Annotated in this window: 12 protein-coding genes; 3 read left to right on the forward strand and 9 right to left on the reverse strand. The window is 60.6% G+C overall.

Going from position 1 to position 20198, the window contains the following annotated elements; all coding sequences use genetic code 11:
• The 7 genes from HB860_RS09660 to HB860_RS09690 all read right to left on the reverse strand — a co-directional run.
• Positions 1–2087 (reverse strand): retention module-containing protein (locus tag HB860_RS09660; protein WP_247626490.1); only part of this gene is annotated, 2087 nt, incomplete at its 3' end.
• Positions 2088–2355: 268 nt separating this feature from the next.
• Positions 2356–4281, reverse strand: coding sequence for an EAL domain-containing protein (locus tag HB860_RS09665; RefSeq protein ID WP_247626491.1), 1926 nt, complete (start codon positions 4279–4281; stop codon positions 2356–2358).
• A gap of 3 nt (positions 4282–4284) precedes the next feature.
• Entirely contained in the window at positions 4285–5055 is a 771-nt protein-coding gene (locus tag HB860_RS09670) for a transglutaminase-like cysteine peptidase (RefSeq protein ID WP_247626492.1), read from the reverse strand.
• Between the two features lie 99 nt (positions 5056–5154).
• Positions 5155–6486 (reverse strand): TolC family outer membrane protein, encoded by a 1332-nt coding sequence (locus HB860_RS09675; protein ID WP_139436708.1) that lies wholly within the window; start codon positions 6484–6486, stop codon positions 5155–5157.
• A gap of 35 nt (positions 6487–6521) precedes the next feature.
• Positions 6522–7937: an HlyD family type I secretion periplasmic adaptor subunit gene (locus tag HB860_RS09680; protein WP_139436706.1), complete on the reverse strand. Its 1416-nt coding sequence runs from the start codon at positions 7935–7937 to the stop codon at positions 6522–6524.
• The gene (locus tag HB860_RS09685) at positions 7930–10074 is read right to left on the reverse strand and encodes a type I secretion system permease/ATPase (protein WP_247626493.1); all 2145 of its coding nucleotides are present in this window, start codon (positions 10072–10074) and stop codon (positions 7930–7932) included. Before HB860_RS09685 ends, HB860_RS09680 begins: the two co-directional genes overlap by 8 nt.
• Before the next feature lie 371 nt (positions 10075–10445).
• Positions 10446–11381, reverse strand: coding sequence for a TIGR01212 family radical SAM protein (locus HB860_RS09690; RefSeq protein WP_247626494.1), 936 nt, complete (start codon positions 11379–11381; stop codon positions 10446–10448).
• Between the two features lie 612 nt (positions 11382–11993).
• Here HB860_RS09690 and gltB point away from each other — a divergent pair.
• Both gltB and HB860_RS09700 read left to right on the forward strand, forming a co-directional pair.
• Entirely contained in the window at positions 11994–16451 is a 4458-nt protein-coding gene (gltB, locus tag HB860_RS09695) for a glutamate synthase large subunit (RefSeq protein ID WP_247626495.1), read from the forward strand.
• Between the two features lie 12 nt (positions 16452–16463).
• Entirely contained in the window at positions 16464–17879 is a 1416-nt protein-coding gene (locus HB860_RS09700) for an FAD-dependent oxidoreductase (RefSeq protein WP_247626496.1), read from the forward strand.
• A gap of 80 nt (positions 17880–17959) precedes the next feature.
• Here the strand turns inward: HB860_RS09700 and HB860_RS09705 are convergent, their stop codons facing one another.
• Complete coding sequence (locus HB860_RS09705) at positions 17960–18538, reverse strand: O-methyltransferase (RefSeq protein ID WP_247626497.1); 579 nt, start codon at positions 18536–18538, stop codon at positions 17960–17962.
• A gap of 56 nt (positions 18539–18594) precedes the next feature.
• The gene (gene soxR / locus HB860_RS09710) at positions 18595–19053 is read right to left on the reverse strand and encodes a redox-sensitive transcriptional activator SoxR (protein WP_247626498.1); all 459 of its coding nucleotides are present in this window, start codon (positions 19051–19053) and stop codon (positions 18595–18597) included.
• A gap of 66 nt (positions 19054–19119) precedes the next feature.
• Here soxR and HB860_RS09715 point away from each other — a divergent pair, with 66 nt between their 5' ends.
• Positions 19120–20112: a questin oxidase family protein gene (locus tag HB860_RS09715; RefSeq protein ID WP_247626499.1), complete on the forward strand. Its 993-nt coding sequence runs from the start codon at positions 19120–19122 to the stop codon at positions 20110–20112.
• The last annotated feature ends 86 nt before the right edge of the window (positions 20113–20198 follow it).

Genomic DNA, 20198 nt, shown 5'->3' on the forward strand with positions numbered 1-20198 from the left:
TTGAGCAGGATCTGCGCGCCCTGGCCATTGGCGGCCAGCGGATCAACCGCATAGAGGCCGCTCGCCACATTGCTGCCAGTGAGGGCCAGGTTGTAGCCGATGTTGCCCGCCCCGTCTGCGCCAAAGGCATGAGTAAATTGGGACTGTACGGCGGCACCACTCAACACCGCGCTTGCAATACCATCACTGCCTGCCCCATCCAGGGCTGGCAGGCTCTCATCCACCACAATAAAGCCTGGACGTTGGAGCTCGACGGCCAAGCCTGAAGCCGGGCCATCGTCCTCGAAGCGGAACACCCCACTGACTCCCAGATCGAGGCTGGCCTTGACACTGTCACCGTCGGCATCGGTGACGGTCTGCACCAGGGTCAGCACGCCGCTGTTCAGGGTCAGACTGACGCTGTCATCATGGCTGCTGGTATCACCTTGCCAGATATTGTCCAACAGGTTCAGGGTCACGGCACCGGTGGCCGGATCTATGGTAAGGGTGAAGTAGCTCACCCCGTTGGCGCTGCCGGTGATGACATTGCCTACCTGGTTGAGCACTATCTGAGTGCCCTGGCCATTGGCGGCCAGCGGATCAACCGCATAGAGGCCGCTCGCCACATTGCTGCCAGTGAGGGTCAGATTGTAGCCGATGCTGCCCGCACCATCCGCACCGAACGCATGGCTGAACTGGGCTTGCACCACGGCTGCCGCCAGGGTTGCACTGCCTATGCCATCGCTGCCTGCACCACCCAAGGCAGGCAAGCTCTCGTCCACGCTGACCACACCCAGCTCACCGGCCCCAGGGAGCAGGCTCACGCTGGGCACGTCATCAAGTATCACCACATCCAGACTGGCGCTGGTGCTGTCACCGTCGCTGTCCGTCAGCGCGACGTTGAAACTTTCGGTCAGGGCAGTGTCATTGGCAGGCTGAGTGTGAGCCTCGTTATCGCTCAGGGTGTAGCTGTAAGTCACAGTGCCAGCGCCTGTCACCGGGTTGTAACTGATGCCTGTCACCAACAGTTGATTGCCCAGAGGGCTCGGGATCGCCTGCGGGAAGCTACTGATGACCTGGCCGTTACTGATGAGTACCACGCCACCCAGAGCCAGGCTCTGGATGCCATCTGCCGCATTGAAGGTGAAGGCGCCGCTCTTGGTCAGGCCTGCAGCATTCGGGCTGCTGCCATCGGCCAATGCGGTTTCACTCAGAACAAGCTCGCCCCCTTCGACCTGCAGCCCGCCCAAGGAGACTGTCTCATCCGTGGGGGTAATGGTGATGGTCAGAATGGAGTTATTGGTGTCGTCGCCATCGGTCACTATGTAGTTGGCCGGCGGCACAGGGCCTGTGTAGTTGAGTGCCGGAGTGAAGGTGTAGGAGCCGTCGGCATTGATGATGAGGGTGCCTATCCCCTCCAATGAGCTCTCGACACCGGCCAGAATGCCGATGTTGCTGCCCCAGCTATAGGAAACAATGGATGTGTCTTGAGGACCATCCGAGTTGCTGCTGTTGATCAGCAGGTTGCCACTGATGGCTTGGTCTTCCTGGGTGACTTCAGATTCATCCAGATCATCGAGCTCATTCTCTGGCAGGAGATCGTCTTCCTGCAGCACATTCTGATCGAGCAAGGCATCATAACTGGTATCGAATCCGGCCTCGGCTATGGTTGCATCACCGATACGATCGATGACGACAAAGCCGCCGTTGCCACTGGCCCCCGCTACCCCGCCGATGCCGCCACCCCCACCTGCGGCAGGCGCCCCGCCGGCTGCGGCGGCTTCAAAGTTCTTGGTCGGGTCGACCCCTTGCAGGATGGATTCTTGCAAGGCCGCAATTTCTGGAGGGAGGTTGCTGTTCTCGACCGATGATGAGGGTTGCCCTTCGGCCGGTGTATCTGTCTCGGCAGGGGTGGCTGCGGCCTGTCCGGGGTTGTCATCGTAGGGTGCCAACATCAATTTCGCATCGTCGGCAATATTGAGCTTGGCGCCCGGTTGCAATATCTCGCCAGGCTGGAGAGGACGGCTGCTGCCATCGGCAAGCAGGATCTGAACATTGCCTTCCACGGAAGAGACGACGACGGTTTTGTCGATGATTTGGGTGCGCATATCCATTGCTCCAGGGTGACAGATCTTGATGCCTACACTCTAGATGCGCGTTCATCGGGCTTCAGTTGCAAAAATGTACAACATTGAATCTGTTTGGCTTCATCCGATGCAGCGAATCGAATGGATATTTTTTACACAGATAAATCAATAAACTAACAACTCGTCTTTCAGGCTTTCTGTATCTCCATCGCAGAAAAGCACCTTCATATATTCTAAATGGATATAAAAAAGGGCCCCATTGGGGCCCCTTTCAATATGATTGCCTGATTCACGGCAGTGGGAATGCCGGATGAACGAAGCCCTGGTAACCGTCTATGTGCAGGTTGGCCAGCACCTCGACCTGCTGCTGACCTTCCACTCGGGTGGCGATGGTCGTGACACCCGCATTGTGGGCTGCCCGGCAGACCGCAGCCAGGAAGGAGGTATCGGCGCCCGGCTCCATGACCTGGCTGGTATAGCCATGATCCACCTTGACGTAGGCAGGAGCCAGCTCCTCGAGATACCCCAGGGACTGGAAGTGGCGACCATAGTGATCGACCCCCCACAGGAAGCCTTGCTCTCGCAGCACGTCGACCAGGTTGGTCACATGCTGCTTGTGTTTCATGATGGCGGCCTCAGGGATCTCGAACAGCAGCCTCTCCTTCAACTCGCCGTTCACGGCCAGATAGCCTCTCAGCCAGGTCAGGAACTCATCCGAGCAAAGCGACCCTGCGGTGATGTTGACCGCCAGCACCAGCTCGGGTTGCTGCCTGAACAAGGGCACGCAGGCTTCCAGTACGGCCTTGTCAAACTCGGCGCCCATCTGGAACTGCTCTATGGCGGGCAAGAACTGGCCGGCGAAATAGTCGGTCCCATCGCGCGAGATGGAAGCAAACAGCTCCGCATGCAGGCGCGTGCCATCATCGAAGCGGTAGGCAGGCTGCGCCTTGAAGCGCCACAGGTTTCGGGCCATTGCATCCTGTACCAGATCACGCCAGGCCAGACGCCCCATCAATCCCTGATCCGAGCCCCCTTCCATGACGACGGCACCCCGCCGCTCGTTGCGCGCCTTGCCCAGCGCATTGTCCGCCTTGGTCAGCAGGGCGGAGAGATCATCATCGCCATCACGGCCGGCGATCCCGACGACCGAGAGCGCACCGCTCTCACCCATGGGATTGACCACCAGATCGGCGATACGGCTATTGATAAGCTCCGCCAGATCCTTGAGCTGCGACAGATCATCAGTAGGACAGAGCAGGGCATATTCGGTGGCCGAGATCCGGGACAGCGCCGCACCATCCCAGCCGTCCAGCAACTCCCTGAGCACCTGGGCGATGGACTTGACCATGTTGTCCCGCGCGGCATAGCCCTCCTCACGATAGAGATCATCCAGCATGTCGACGGCCACCAGCATGACGCCCCCCTGTCCCGCCTCGGCGATCCAGGCATTGACCTGCCCCACGAAGTAGGAGCGGTTGCCGAGCCCGGATACCGCATCCACATAGACGCGGGCGCGCAGGTTTTCGGCTTCATCGGCCTGCTCCTTGAACTGCACCGCCAGCTTGCTCGAGAGGGTGTTGATGGCCTGCACCACCTGTTTCAACTCGCGGCTCTTGGGCTCGGGAATGGCGTGCCCGAAGTGGTGCAGCTCTATCTCGACCGCCTGCTCGCAGATGAGCTTGAGCGGTTTGAGCAGGTAGTTGAGTGCCCGCATCAGCAGTATGGTGGTGATCAGGAAGCCCACCAGGAACCAGGTCGCCAACTCGCTCATCCCCTTCCAGAGCTCGTAGTAGGCCTGTCCCGGATGGCCCACTATCTTCAGCTTGCCCAGTTGCAGCCAACCCGAGGTCAGAATGGATTCGTTGGATACCTCAGGGAAGAGGCCCAGCCTGATAAACCACTGCGGCACCCCCTGAATGTCGCTGCTGTTTTCCAACTCGATGACATCCTTGGAAGCCAGCAGATCGAGGCGGACCAGCCGATAGTAGCCACCGTCGAACACGGCCTTCATGACGGATTCGGCACTCACCTTGTCCCCGTTCTCCAGATAAGGCGTCAACGCCAGACCCAGGGCGGTGGAGGTGTTGATGACTGTGGTCTCCTGCTGCTGTGCCAGATAGTTGCGGGTCGAATTGAACTGTACCCAATAGGTGGCGGCAAACAGCAATCCGAACAGTAACAGCATGGTTGCCAATAGTTGTCTGTAGAGCGTCATAGGTTAATCATCCAAATTCACCACAGGCCGAGCCAATCGCCCTGAAGTCATGCGATTGCGTAAGTCAGTCCATAATCCCAAGCGGGATGATTGCCCGGCCAGTTCCCCTTGACCACGCGCCTTCATCAACCACAAGTGACTACCGTTAAAGCTGTAAATTGGCACCAGATCCGCCCGCTGACTGGCCGGGCGAATGGCGCCGACAAGGTTGTCCAGAATGAGAGGCACTGATGCTGGCGTCTCATAATAGGCAACAACCATATGAAACTGGTTATAATCCAATGCCTTGACATATACCATCCGCATTTTTTCATCCGGAATGCCAAGTTCCAGCAGCGTAAAGTATTTGGAAATGCTGAAGTCTTCACAATCTCCGCCAGCCGCACCCAAAAACTCCAGCGGGGTCGCCCAGTAATCCTTCTTGTGCCACAGCTTGATGTCATCGATAAACCGCATCTGATTGAAAAACTGGTTCACTTTCTCCAGTTTCTGCCGTTCCGTCAGACCCGCAGCCCGGTTCTGCATGGCCAGCGTGCGCCAGCTGGTGACCCGCTTGCCTGCACGAGGGCCGTAGGTCTCCTCCGCCCGCTTGACCAGCTTCAGATCTTCCGACGACAAGGGCTGGCTGGCGCTGAGCAACAGAGGGATAGACAGCAGCACCAGCCACAACAGCTGGAGCCGCCAACGCTGCACGGGGCGGATGAGCCATGCTGGCCAGAAGAGCCCGCGGCTCCCAGCCTTGCACCACGATGTCACATGTTTCCCCTGCGGCATGCCATTGCAATCTTCAGTTGAGAGCCAAACGCATAAAAGAATGACTGCAGCAAGCTGCAGCCATTTCTTCTGACTGATATGGCATCAGCACGATGACCATCAGTTGTTGTTGGCCTGCCAGTCAGCGGGCTGCTGTACATTCATGGCATTGAGCAGTCCCCCGGTGGCATTGAGGATACGGTAATCCGCCAGCAGGGCATCATACTCGGCCGTGATGTAGCTGCGGCGAGCCTCGAACAGTTCGTTCTCCGTGTTCAGCACGTCCAGCAAGGTCCGTTGTCCCAGACCAAACTGCTTCTTGTACGCCTGTACGGTGTCGTAGCTGGCATCCACGTGCTCTTTCAGGAAGACTTTCTGCTTGGCCAGCGACTCCTTGGCATTCCAGGCGAGACGGGTCCCCTCTTCCACCTGACGGAAGGCATTCAGGTGAATGTCTTTTGCCTGGGAATAGAGTGCTGAGGTGGCCTTGCTTTCAGCCAGATCGGAGCCGCCACGGAACAGGTTGTAGCGCATCCGGACCATGGCGGTGAGATCGTCGTTGCGTCCCTTGACCGCATCGATGTCCTCGTTCCAGTTCTGATCCACCTCGAAGGCCACGTTCGGGTAGAACCCGGACTTGGAGCCTTCATGCTGATACTTGGCCTCTTCGATGTCTTGCAGGGAGGAGAGCAGGGTCGGGTGAACCTCGGTGGCCGTCTTCAGCGCGTCCTCCAGGGTGGCGGGGATCAACTGGCTGTTGGGGGCCGGTTGTACCAGATCCTTGGGCACCTCATTCACGACCCGGATGAACTCGCTCTCGGCATCCCGATAGTTGTTCTCCGCGGCCGCCTGGTTGGAGTAGGCACGAGCCACACGACCATCGATCTGGGTCTGGTCCGCCGTCGAACCCAAACCTGAGTCTGTCCGTTTCTGGATGTCACTGCGGATCTGCTCGTGAGTTTCCAGGTTCTGCTTGGACAGCTCCAGGATCTCCTGCTGGCGCAGCATGTTGAGGTACACCTCGGCCACCCGCAGGGCAGTGTTCTCCGCCTCGGAGATCATGGCCAGACGCTGGGCCTGGGCGGCAGCATCGGTCCGGGCCACGTTGCTGCTGACATCGAAGCCATCAAACAGCATCTGGCGCAGGCTGATCCCGGCTTCCTTACGAGTCATGGAATCATCGATCGTCTGCGAGTTGGCGGGCGCCGCACGGGTCGAGGGGCTGTCGGTCTTCTCGTAGCCAACGCCGCCACGCAGATCGATGGTGGGATAGTAGCCGCCCTTGGCTCCATCATGCTGGTACAGTCGTGCCTGATAGAGATCAAAAGCTTCCTTGATTTTCGGATGGGTAGCCAGTGACTGTGCCACTGACTGTTCCAGTGTCTGTGCCTGGCTCAGGCCCGGGAACAGTATGGTGCCACTAACCAGCATGGCAACAATCGTCTTCTTCATGGTATCTCCAGTCATGTTGTTTTTAGATTGTTGGCTTATCGTTCTCTCAGTGCCGACTGCTTAGCCCGCAGGATGGGCTTGAGCAAGTAGTCTAGGACACTTTTTTTACCAGTAATAATATCTGCACTGGCTAACATACCGGGGATGATGGGAAGTGCGTTAAGCTCATCGCCCAGATAACTCTTCTCGGTACGCACCCGAACCAGATAGAAGGAGTTGCCCTCCTCATCCTGGATCGAGTCGGCGCTTATCTGCTCAACCTTGCCATGTAAACCTCCATAAACAGTGAAATCATAAGCAGTTATCTTGACCACGGCCTCCAGTCCGGGTCGCAGGAAGGCGATGTCTTTGGGGGAAACCTTGGCTTCCACCAGCAGGGTATCCTCCAGCGGCACGATTTCCATCAGATCCATGCCCGGCTGCACGACCCCCCCCAGGGTATTGATCTTGAGCTTCTTGATGGTGCCCTTGAGAGGCGCTATCACGCTGGTCCGATCGACCCTGTCCCGCAGACCGACCTGGCCCTCGGACAATTGACTCAGCTTGCCCTGGCGTTCATTAAGCTCGGTCTGGGAGTCCGCTCTGAACTTCAAGGCGATGTCATTGCGCTTGGAGATGGTCTCCCGCAGCACCGAGTTGAGTTTGGGGATGAGCAGGCGGTTGGCTTCCAGCTCGCCCTGCATCTCGTTGACCTGTCGTTCCAGTTTAATTAGCTCCACTTGAGGAACTATACCCTCTTTTGCGAGAGGCCGGCTGATGTTCAGCTCCTGACGGGCCAGATCCACGCTGCGGCTCACTGTCCTTATCTTGGCATTGAGCTCTATGGTCTCCTGCTCCTTCTGCTCGATCTGCTGGCCGAGTATGTAGAGCTGGTTGTTCAGGTTGTTGAGCCGCTCGTCCTGAACCGACTTTTCACGGGCCACGTATTCCGCAAAGACGTTCTCGAACCCTTCGGGGAAGTCGATGGGCTGCTTGTCGATGACCACCTGCTCACGCCAGCCGAGGTTGGGTTCTCTCTTGACCACCACACTGCGGATCTCGGCACGCAGACGGGCGATGTCGCCCTTGAGGATCACCAGCTCCTGTTCACGCTCGCGAAAATCCGACTTGAAGCGGGTATCGTCTATGCGCAGCAGAGGCTGCCCCTTTTCGACTATGTCCCCCTCCTTGACGAAGATCTCCTTGACGATCCCCCCTTCCAGGTTCTGGATCACCTGCAGCTGGCGAGATGGAATGACCTTGCCCTGACCGACGGTGACCTCGTCAAGCTCGGCCCAGGCGGCCCAGATGATGGCACTCATGAAGAACAGGAAGCAGGCCCAGAGCAGCACCTTGGCGCGGGTTGGCGTGCTCAGCAAGACGGCGGCGGCACCGTCGTCGACATACTCGAGGTGCTCGGAGGCGGGCAACACTGTGTCTGGTGCCGTTTTCTTGAACCAGTTGTTAGCCATTGGCCGTCTCCTGTACCCGCACCTTGCCTTCCTTCAGTTGTTGCAGCACCGTCTCCTTGGGGCCGTCAGCCACTATCTTCCCCTGCTCCACGACGATGACCCGGGAGGCCACATCCAGCATGGACGTCTTGTGGGTGATGAGGATCAGCGTGGTTTCAGGCCCCAGCCTGGCCAGCTCCTGCTTCACATGCATCTCTGACTGGTTGTCCATGTTGGACGTTGGCTCATCCATCACCAGGATGGGCGGATCGTTGAGCAGGGCACGGGCCAGCAAAATGGCCTGACGCTGACCACCTGATAGCTGACGCCCGCCCTCGCCTATCTGCCGGTCCAGCCCATTGGGATCCCGATTGGTAAAGTTGGTAACGCCGGCCCGCTTGGCGGCGCGCACGACCCGGGCATCATCCACCAGCGGGTTGCCCAGCATGATGTTGTCCCGCACCGAGCCAAAGAAGAGGGTCACATCCTGCGGCACACAGCCGATGTTGCGGCGAATGGCGGCCGGTGGCAGCTGATCCAGCTCGAAGCCATCGAGGCGCACCAGACCGTCTGTCGGTCGGTAGAGCCCCATCAGCAACTTTTCCAGCGTGGTTTTACCCGCGCCGATCCGTCCTATGATGGCGACCTTTTCGCCCGGCTCGATGCGCAGGTTGATGTTGTGCAGGGTGCTGCTTTCCATGCCCGGATATTTGAAGGAGACGTTTTCGAACTCGATGCGGCCCTGGATGATGGGGTGGTGAATGTACTGCTTGCCCTCCTCCTGCTCGCCCGGTGTCATCATGATCTTCTCCAGGATCTCCAGGGCGGACTTGGCCTGGTTGTAGCGGGTCGACAGCACGGAGAGCTGCACCATGGGCGCGATGGCGCGGCTGGACAACATGACGGCGGCGATCATGCCCCCCATGGTCACCAGCCCTTCCGATATCTGATAGACACCTACAATCACCAGCCCCACGGTCACCACCTGCTGGATGTAGCTCGCCAGGGAAGACATGGAATTGGTGATGCGACGGGTCTGCACGCCCCAGGTAGAGATGTGGGACACCGCCTGCTCCCAGCGGTGCTGGAACATGCTCTCGGCGCCGAAGATCTTGACGGTCTCAAGGCCGGAGATGCTTTCGATCAGGTTGGCGTTCTTCTGGGAGGCCAGACGGGAGCCCTCCTCGATGGACTGCTTGAGCGGTGCCTGGATATAGAAGCTGTAGGCCACCAGGATCAGCATGGCGACGATGGGCACCACCACCATGACGCCGGCAAACAGCCAGATGATGAAGAGGAAGAACACCGCAAACGGCAGATCAATCAGGGTCGATACGGTGGCGGAGGTGAAGAACTCCCGCACCGATTCAAACTCCTGCAGATGCTTGGCGAACGCCCCCGTCGAGGCCGGGCGGGACTCCATCTTCATCCCCATCACCTTGGCAAAGATCTTGGCTGACAGCAGCACGTCCGATTTCTTGCCGGCAATGTCGATGAAGTAGCTGCGCAACTGGCGCATCACGAAGTCAAAGGTGAACACTACCATGGCCCCGACCGCCAGCACCCAGAGGGAGTCGAACGCCAGGTTGGGCACGATCTTGTCGTAGACATTCATGGTGAACAGGGGGCTGGCCACCGCAAAGAGGTTGATGAGGATGGAGGCAATCAGCACATCGCGATAGATGCCACGGGATTCAAACAGCGTGCTCCAGAACCAGTGACCATCCCGGGTCTCCAGCACCTTGGGGGAACGTTCATCGAACTTGAACTGCTTCTTGACGAAGAACAGCCGGCCGTTGTACTCGTCACCCAGCTGGGCAGTGCTGACCCACTGCGCCGCATCACCGGCCTGGGGGAAGATGACCTTGGCCTGGCTCCTCTCCTTGTTCCACTCCAGCAGGATGCAGGCGCCGCCCTGCCGCGTCTGCAAGACGCAGGGCAGCAGCAGGGGAGAGATGTTTTCGAGTGGCTGGATCACCTCACGGGCGGACAAACCGCCACGCTCGGCTGCGCGGCTGAAGAGCGCCGTACTCAGACGGCCCGAGACCAGTGGCAAGCCCGTGGTGAGGGCATCCTGACTATTGGGTACGCCATAAAAACGGGTCAAAAAGACCAGGCATTCCAATAGTTCATCTATATGGCTGGTTTCTGCTTGCATAGCATCCTGTCAAAACATGATTCAGACGGTTGTCGCAGGGAAATCATCACCCGGAACCTGGTGGCGACCTGTGAATGCAGAGCAGATCCCATCATCGCGAACCGACAACCCAATTAGCGCACTGGGCAGTGGCATCGAATGCCATCGCCAGACTCACACATCGTCAAGCCGGGGATAGAGGAGCCACGCACGTCATCTGATGACGGCAAGGAGTGCGAGATGTCCTGCCCGGTCCATTAATTACTAAAGAGTTATTGATAACAATATCTTTTTCAAGCCGACCATCTTATCAAGGCGACTTGAACGAAACTATACTGCAAAGACTGAATTTCATCTAATAACCCTCTGTTTTTTTAATGAAATTAGAGTCGTCACTCATTAAAAGGAGCGAGCGAGAAGGGTCGGCCCAGGGCATGCCCCTGGGGGCCTGAACGAGTCAGCTCAGCGGCGATCTCGGTCATGGCGGTCCAGCGATTCTCGCACCAGGCTGGAGCCAGCAGGGTTGGACGGCGCGCCGACGCCGAGATGCGGTGATAGACCACCTCGGGGGGCGTGTGCTGGATCATGGCCACCGCCGCCTCCACATACTGTTCCAGGGTCAGCACCTCCAGCCGCCCTGCCTGCCACGCCTTGCCAAGGGTGCTCCCTTCCACCACGTGGAGCGGATGCAGCTTGATCCCCTCGACCCCGGTCGCAACGATGCGATGCAGGGTTTCAAGGCTATCCATGGGCACCTCGCCGGGCAGGCCAACGATCAGATGGGCACAGACCTTGATGCCGCGCCTATGGGCCCGCTCGACCGCATCGGCATAGGCGGCGTAGCCGTGGCCCCGGTTGATGCGCTGCAGCGTCTTGTCATGGGCGCTCTGCAGCCCCAGCTCCAGCCACACCTCGTAGCCACGGGCCTGATAACCCGCCAGCAGATCCAGCACCGCATCCGGCACGCAGTCGGGCCGGGTCCCGACACAGAGCCCCACCATGTCGCTGACCGACAACGCCTCCTCATACATGCGTTGCAGGTATTCCACCTCGGCATAGGTGCTGGTATAGGCCTGAAAGTAGGCGAGATAGCGTTTGGCGCGGGTCACTTCGTCCCGGCGTGCCAGCAGTTGTTGCACGACAGAAAGCTGCTGGGTCGATTCGTCGGCAAACGAGGAGACATTGCAGAAGGTGCAGCCGCCGCGGCCCAGGGTGCCGTCCCGATTCGGGCAGGTGAAGGCGCCGTGGATGGAGAGTTTGTGGATCTTCTGGCCATGACGCTGCTTGAGATCCTGGCCGAATGTATTGATGAGTTCGTGTAACTGCATGACACCTCCGATATGAGCTGTCATTGTACTGGCAGAGGCCCGCCCCCAGGCTGAGCTGGATCAAGCCGCCCCGCCCCCAAAAACCATATAAATATTCACATTGCGTGCGATAAATACCCACAGACAGGGTTTTAAGGTTACTTTTGGAAACCACAAGCCTTCGGCAAAGAGGGAGCAGTGGAGCAATTACCCCTCTCTAACCGGCTGTTAGCACTGCAAAAATCTCGCTTAGCCCGCATCCGGATAAATGCAAGGCTCAGGATTCTGAAATGTGATCCCCGCCCACCCCCGACGGAATGGATTGGTAAAATTACTACAGTCAGGTGACGCGAAGCAGTCAACCACCAAAACCACCATTTCCAGTTCAATAAACTAAAGAAAATTATCTTAATAGATTTTTATATATGAAAAACCGAATGGAGTCTCTGAAACCCGCATTTTGTTATGGCGGTGTAACATTGCAAACAAGCGGGATGTCCAATTGACCTTGCTCGAAAATCCCATTAGTTTGGAGATTCGCCACCTCAGGCGGACGGAACCACAAGAGCCAATCGCAATTTATGCAATCTGTTGATGACAGTGCGATGGAAGGCCGAGCAAGGGAGAAATGCAATGTCACTATATGATCCAAAGCTGGAGAGGGATAACTGTGGCTTCGGCCTGTTGGCCCACATGGAAGGGGAAGCCAGCCACAAGCTTGTCCGTCTCGCGATGTCAGCCTTGGCTCGCATGCAGCACCGCGGCGGCATCTCCGCCGACGGCAAGACCGGCGATGGCTGTGGTCTGCTGCTGCAAAAACCGGACAGCTTCTATCGCGCTGTCGCCGAAGAGAAGGGATGGCACCTGGGCCGCAACTACGCGGTGGGTATGCTGTTCCTCAACCCGGACCCCGTATTGGCCCAGCAGACCCGCGACATCATCGACGAGGAGCTGGAAAGAGAGACCCTGAGTCTGGTCGGTTGGCGCAAGGTGCCCATCGATACCAATGTGCTCGGTCCCATCGCCAAGGCGTCCCTGCCAAGCATTGAACAGGTCTTTGTCAACGCGCCTCCCGGCTGGGTCGACAAGGATCTCGAGCGCCGCCTCTATATAGTGCGTCGCCGCATCGAGAAACGCATCAGCGACGACTACTTCTATGTGGTCAGCCTCTCCAACCTGGTCACCGTCTATAAAGGACTGTGCATGCCGGTGGATTTGCCGCGCTTCTATCTGGATCTCGCCGACATCCGCATGCAGGCCGCCATCTGCGTGTTCCACCAGCGTTTCTCCACCAACACCAGCCCGCGCTGGCCGCTGGCGCAGCCGTTCCGCTATCTGGCCCACAACGGCGAGATCAACACCATCGCCGGCAACCGCCAGTGGGCCAAGGCGCGCAGCTACAAGTTCGCCACCCCGCTGATCCCGGATCTGCAGGAGGCAGCCCCCTTCGTCAACACCACGGGATCGGATTCTTCCAGCCTCGACAACATGCTGGATCTCTTCTTGGCCGGCGGCATGGACCTGTTCCGCGCCATGCGCCTGTTGATCCCGCCTGCGTGGCAGAAGCACCCGAACATGGATGACGACCTGCGCGCCTTCTACGACTTCAACTCCATGCACATGGAGCCCTGGGATGGCCCGGCCGGCATCGTCATGACCGACGGTCGCTACGCCACCTGCGCGCTCGACAGAAACGGCCTGCGTCCGGCCCGCTACGTCATCACCAAGGACAAGTTCATCACCCTCGCGTCCGAGGTCGGCACCTGGGACTACACCCCGGACGAAGTGCTGGAGAAGGGCCGGGTCGGCCCGGGCGAGCTGTTCGTAGTGGATACCAGCAACGGCAAGATCTGGACCAGCTTCGAGATCGATGACGATCTCAAGAGCCGTCACACCTACAAACAGTGGATGGACAAGCACTGCAAGCGGCTGGTGCCGTTCGAGCAGATGGATGACGCCAGCACCGGCGCCCGCGAGTTCTCCGACGATCAGCTGAAAACCTATCAGAAGCTGTTCGGCTACTCCTATGAGGAGCTGGATCAGATCATCCGGGTACTGGGTGAAAACGGCCAGGAAGCGGTGGGCTCCATGGGGGATGACACCCCGATGGCGGTGCTCTCCTCCAGCCAGCGTACCCTGTACGACTACTTCCGCCAGATGTTCGCCCAGGTGACCAACCCGCCCATAGACCCGCTGCGGGAAAACCACGTGATGTCGCTGGCCACCTGTATCGGCCGCGAGCAGAACGTCTTCAACGAGACCTTCGGCCACGCCCACCGGGTGCTGTTCCAGTCGCCTATCCTGCTCTACTCCGACTTCCACCAGCTGCTGGCGCTGGAAGGGGAGCACTACCGTCACGCAGTGCTGAGCCTCAACTACCAGCCCGAAGAGGGGCTGCAGGCGGCCCTGGAGCGGCTCTGTGCCGACGCGGCCGAGAAGGCGCGCAATGGCACAGTGCTGCTGGTGCTGTCTGATCGGGACATCAGTGCCGACACTCTGCCCATCCCGGCCGCCATGGCGGTGGGGGCAGTGCAGCGCACCCTGGTGGACAGCAACCTGCGCTGTGACGCCAATATCCTGGTGGAGACAGCGAGTGTGCGCGACCCGCACCACTTCGCCGTGCTGCTGGGCTTTGGCGCCACCGCCATCTACCCCTATCTCGCCTACGAGACCCTGGCCAAACAGGTCGAGGAAGGGGTGCTGAAGATGAGCCTGCGCCAGGCCATGCTCAACTACCGCAACGGTATCAACAAGGGGCTCTACAAGGTGATGTCCAAGATGGGCATCAGCACTGTGGCGAGCTACCGCTGCTCCCAGCTGTTCGAAGCCGTGGGGCTGTCCAGCGCCGTGGTCGAGCTCTGCTTCCGCGGCGTCTCCAGCCGCATCCAGGGGGCCGATTTCACCGACATCCAGCAGGATCAGGTCAATCTGGCGCGCCAGGCCTGGCTCGGTCGCAAGCCGCTGACCCAGGGCGGGCTGCTGAAATTCGTCCACGGCGGCGAGTACCATACCTACAACCCGGATGTGGTGCAGACCCTGCAGGTGGCGGTGCGCTCCGGCAACTATGCCGATTACAAGGAGTACGCCCGCCTGGTGAACGAGCGCCCCGTCGCCACCTTGCGCGATCTGCTCGCCCTGAAGAAGGTCGACAACCCGGTGGCGTTGGAGCAGGTTGAGCCTGCGGTCAAGCTGTTCCCCCGCTTCGACTCCGCCGCCATGTCCATCGGTGCCCTCGGCCCCGAGGCCCACGAGGCGCTGGCGGTGGCCATGAACCGCCTCGGCGGTCAGAGCAACTCGGGCGAAGGCGGTGAAGATCCCAAGCGCTTCGGCACCGAGAAGAATTCCCGCATCAAGCAGGTGGCCTCGGGGCGCTTTGGCGTCACCCCCCACTACCTGATGAACGCGGACGTGGTACAGATCAAGGTGGCCCAGGGCGCCAAGCCCGGCGAGGGTGGCCAGCTGCCCGGTGACAAGGTGACGGCCCAGATAGCCAAGCTGCGCTATTCCGTGCCCGGCGTGACCCTGATCTCCCCGCCGCCCCACCACGACATCTACTCCATCGAGGATCTGGCCCAGCTCATCTTCGACATCAAGCAGATCAACCCGGACTGCCTGGTGTCGGTGAAACTGGTTTCCGAGCCCGGCGTCGGCACCATCGCCTGCGGCGTGGCCAAGGCCTATGCGGACTTCATCACCGTCTCCGGCTACGACGGCGGCACAGGTGCAAGCCCCCTCACCTCGGTCAAGTACGCCGGCTCCCCCTGGGAGCTGGGGCTGGCCGAGACCCAGCAGGCCCTGGTGGCCAACGGCCTGCGCCACAAGGTGCGCCTGCAGGTGGATGGCGGTCTCAAGACCGGCCTCGACATCATCAAGGCGGCCATCCTCGGCGCCGAGAGCTTTGGTTTTGGCACCGGCCCCATGGTGGCGCTCGGCTGCAAATACCTGCGCATCTGCCACCTGAACAACTGCGCCACCGGCGTCGCCACCCAGGATGAGAAGCTGCGCCGCGAGCACTTCACCGGCCTGCCGGAGATGGTGATGAACTACTTCAAGTTCATCGCCGAAGAGACCCGCGAGCTGATGGCAGAGCTCGGCGTCACCCAGCTGACCGACCTCATCGGTCGTACCGATCTGCTGGAAGCCCTGCCCGGCCTCACCGCCCGTCAGGCCAAGCTGGACTTGTCCGGTATTCTGGCAAGCCCGGTGGCACCGGCAGGCTCCAGCCTGTTCAGCCAGCAGCACAACCCCACCTTTGACAAGGGGCCCTTGAACCTCAAGATGGTGGACGACCTGCTGGAGGCGGTAGAAAACATGAGTGGCGGCGAGTTCCGCTACGACATCCGCAACACAGACCGCTCGGTGGGTGCGCGCCTCTCCGGCGAGATAGTCAAACGCCACGGCAACCAGGGCATGGCGGCCGATCCGGTCAAGGTGCACTTCAACGGCACCGCAGGCCAGAGCTTCGGCGTCTGGAACGCCGGCGGCCTCGAGATGATACTCACGGGTGATGCCAACGACTACGTGGGCAAGGGGATGACAGGCGGCAAGCTGGTGGTCAAACCCCACGTCGGCGTGGCGTTCAAGTCCCACGAGGCGGCCATCATAGGCAACACCTGCCTCTATGGCGCCACCGGCGGCAAGCTCTACGCCGCCGGCACCGCGGGCGAGCGCTTCGCGGTGCGCAACTCCGGGGCCCTCGCGGTCGTCGAGGGGATTGGCGACAACGGCTGTGAATACATGACAGGCGGTATTGTGACCATACTCGGTACCACTGGCGTCAACTTCGCGGCCGGCATGACTGGGGGCTTTGCCTACGTGCTGGACGAGTGCGGCAACTTTGCCAAGCGTACCAACCCCGAGCTGGTAGAACTGCTGGACGTGGCTGACCTTGCCATCCACCAGGAGCACCTGCGCGGCATCATCACGGCGCACCTCAACGAGACAGGCAGCTCGCGCGCCGAGGAGATCCTGGCCAACTTCGACTCCTATGTGCCCAAGTTCAGGCTGATCAAGCCCAAGTCCAGCGACGTCAAGTCCCTGCTTGGTCACACCAGCCGCTCTAGTGCAGAACTCAGAATCCAGGCGCAATAAGGAGGGAACCCTATGAGCCAGAACGTATTCCAGTTTATCGATGTCCAGCGGGTCGACCCGCCCAAGAAGCCGCTCAAGATCCGCAAGATCCAGTTCGTGGAGATCTACGAGCCCTTCAACCAGGCCCAGGTCGGCATGCAGGCGGATCGCTGCCTCGACTGCGGCAACCCCTATTGCGAGTGGAAGTGCCCGGTGCACAACTACATCCCCAACTGGCTGAAACTGGCCAACGAGGGGCGCATCCTGGAGGCGGTGGAGCTCTCCCACCAGACCAACAGCCTGCCGGAGGTGTGCGGTCGCGTCTGCCCGCAAGACAGACTCTGTGAGGGTGCCTGCACCCTGAACGACAGATTCGGCGCCGTGACCATAGGCAACATCGAAAAATACATCACCGACAAGGCGTTCGAGATGGGCTGGCGCCCGGATCTCTCCAAGGTGGTGAAGACCGGCAAGCGGGTCGCCGTCATCGGCGCCGGCCCCGCCGGCCTCGCCTGTGCCGATGTGCTGGCGCGCAACGGCGTCACCCCGGTGGTGTTCGACAAGTACCCGGAGATCGGCGGTCTGCTGACCTTCGGCATCCCCTCCTTCAAGCTGGAAAAAGAGGTGATGCAGCGCCGTCGCGAGATCTTCGAGGGGATGGGGGTGGAGTTCCGTCTCGAGACCGAGGTGGGCAAGGATGTCACCTTCGCCGACCTCCTTGGCGAGTTCGATGCGGTCTTCCTCGGGGTCGGCACCTACAAGTACATGAAGGGTGGCTTTGCCAACGAAGAGGCGCCGGGAGTCTATGACGCCCTGCCCTACCTCATCTCCAACGCGAACCGCTTGCTGGGCTTCGAGAAGGCGCAGAGCGATTACATCGACTTCGCCGGTAAGCAGGTGGTGGTGCTGGGCGGCGGCGATACCGCCATGGACTGCGTGCGCACCGCCATCCGCCAGGGGGCCGATCGGGTGATCTGCGCCTACCGCCGCGATGCCGAGAACATGCCGGGCTCCAAGCGGGAGGTAAAGAACGCACAGGAGGAAGGGGTGGAATTCATGTTCAACCTCCAGCCTGTCGGGGTCGAACTCGATGCCCATGGCCGCACCTGCGGCATCAAGGTGGTGAGCACCGAGCTTGGCACCCCGGATGCCAACGGCCGTCGCAATCCTGTGGTGGTCGAGGGCTCCGAACAGGTGCTGGCCGCCGATGCCGTGGTGATGGCGTTTGGCTTCCAGCCCAACCCCCAGCCCTGGATGCGTGATCACGGTATCGAGCTCGACAGCCGGGATCGCATCAAGGCTCCCGAGCAGGCCGAACATGCCTTCCAGACCAGCAACCCCAAGGTGTTCGCCGGTGGCGACGCAGTGCGCGGCTCGGATCTGGTGGTGACCGCCATCTACGAGGGCCGCAAGGCCGCCGAGGGGATCATGGACTATTTGTCGGTGTAAGCTGCCGACCGAGTCTTCCCAAGCAGACAGCTCCGCCAATGCGGGGCTGTTTTTTTATGCCTGACTCTCGGTGATGCGCCCTAGCGTCTCACCACCAGAAACTCCCCCTTACCCACCGGCACCAGCGAGGTCAGAAAATCGGGATCGCGCCTCACCTGCGCCATCCAGTCCCTCATCTCGCTCTCATGGGAGATGGCATTGTCCACCACCAGCAGGCCGCGAGTGGCAAGCAGGCGCCGTATTTCGGGCCACCATCCCTGATAGTGCTGGCGATCGGAGTCCAGAAAGATGAGCTGATAACCCGCCGTCGGCAGGCCGGGGAACAGGCTGCCGGCCTCCCCCGCCAGCAGGGTGATCCAGGAGCTCAGTCCCGCACGCTGAAAGTTGGCCTCTGCCAGAGAGATCTTATTCTCATCCCGCTCTATGGTGGTGACCCGGCCATTCAGTCTCTTCACCGCTTCGGCCAGCCAGAGGGTGGAGTAACCGTTTGAAGTCCCTATCTCAAGCACCGCCTGCGCGCCCCTCGTCTGCACCAGCAGCGCCAGCAGTTCGCCGGTGTCACGGGTGATGTTGAGCATCTTGCAGCCCCGGGATGGCTGCGCCTCGTCATGTTGTTCGCCAAAGCGCTCCAGCTCCCGTTTGAGTTGTTCCAGATCCATGTTTCCTCCTTGAAAGTCATCCAGGCTGACCCGGCACTGCCCATGGCCTGCGCGGTTCAATCGGTGGCGGGGGGCAGATCCCCCAGCAAGTAACGAGGGCCGCTTCCCTGGCTGGCGGCCCTGTCCTCAGGGTTGTAGAGGGCGCAGTGCTCCAGCGACAGACAGCCACAGCCGATGCAGGCCGTGAGCTTGCGTCTCATCAGTTGCAGGGCGGCTATGCGGCTGTCCAGCAGAACTTGCCACTGACCGGCGATCCGCTCCCAGTCGCCGCGATCCGGCGTGCGGCCATCGGGCAACCCGCTGAGGGCCGCCGCTATCTCGTCGAGGCTGAGGCCCATCCCTTGCGCCACCCGGATAAAGGCGATGCGCCGCAGCACATCCTGCGGATAGAGCCGCTGGCCGCCTTCGCTGCGCAGGCTCTGGATCAGCCCCTTCTGCTCGTAGAAGCGCAGGGCGCTGGCCTTGACGCCCGAGCGTTTGGCTATCTGGCCGATGGCCAGCCATTTGCGTTCCATCGCCACGCTTGACCTCAAGTTAGCTTTAACTTGCACAATCCTGTCTCCCCTTATGAAAGGAGTCAAATGATTATGCATGATCTTCATCATCTGCTCGATGCCAATCGAGCCTTTGCCCTCAATGGTCGCGGCACCACCAACCACTGCCCCATGGCATTGCACGCCCTGCACGAGATGGGGGCCAGCCCCCGGCAGTTGCAGCGCTTCTTTACCCACTGGCAGACCACTCAAGCCCTGCCCGCCGGGGAAAACAACCAGGGCGAAGAGGATGAGACCCGCTTCGTGGCACTGCGCCAGCAACTGCTGACCCGATTCGCCGAAGAGGGCTGGCTGCCATGCTTCGAAGAGCTGCTGGCGCAGCGTTTCTCCCCGGCAGGCGGCGCCTTTCATCCGCTTATTCGCTTCGCCTGTGCGCTGGAAAACGGCCACCTGGGGGAGCAGGCGGCAGCGCTGGCCGCCTGGCAGTGCAAGGCGCTGATCCTGCCCGCCGGAACGGGTGCCCCCTGCCGGGACGTCACCCGCCTGCTGGCGGGGCTGGCGGCCCATTGGGAGGGGTCGCGCTGGGAGGGAGAGTGGATCACCGCCCGCCTGCGGCAGGTGGCGGCCGATCCCCGCTGGCCGAACGCGCTGCCGCAAAGCCTCGATAACGGGGAAGATATGCTGGCACAGCTGGCCGAGGCCGCCCTGCCCCTCTACTGGCAGACCGGCAACTTCACCGTCTTGCATCTGGTGACCGGCAGCCGGGCCGCCGCCATAGTCGCGCGCCACCTGCCAGCGGCGCTCAAAGCGCCCTGGCAGAGCCTGATGTGGCAGGCGGTGGCCGCCGCCTACATCACCGTCGGGGCGCCAAGGTTGCAGTCCCAGCGCTGGCCGGATACGACCGGGCTGGATTGGGCGCAGGTGCTGCCGCGGGCAATCGAGAGCCTGGACGACCATGTGATCAAGCTGGTGCACTGCTGCTGGCGGGAGCAGGACACATCGCCTCGTTATCTGGCCATCGCCGCCCGCACTGTGGGGCTGCTCGGCGCGGCCTCTCCCCTCCCCCAGGGCACCTCATAGTGCAGGCGGCGAGCCGCAGCGGATCCTGCACCAGAGTCAGCTCCCCCTGCCGCCATTTTCGCTGGCGGCCGGCCATCAAAAACCCC

Origin of the sequence: Aeromonas genomosp. paramedia, from assembly GCF_023093515.1 — a bacterium.
GTDB lineage: Bacteria > Pseudomonadota > Gammaproteobacteria > Enterobacterales > Aeromonadaceae > Aeromonas.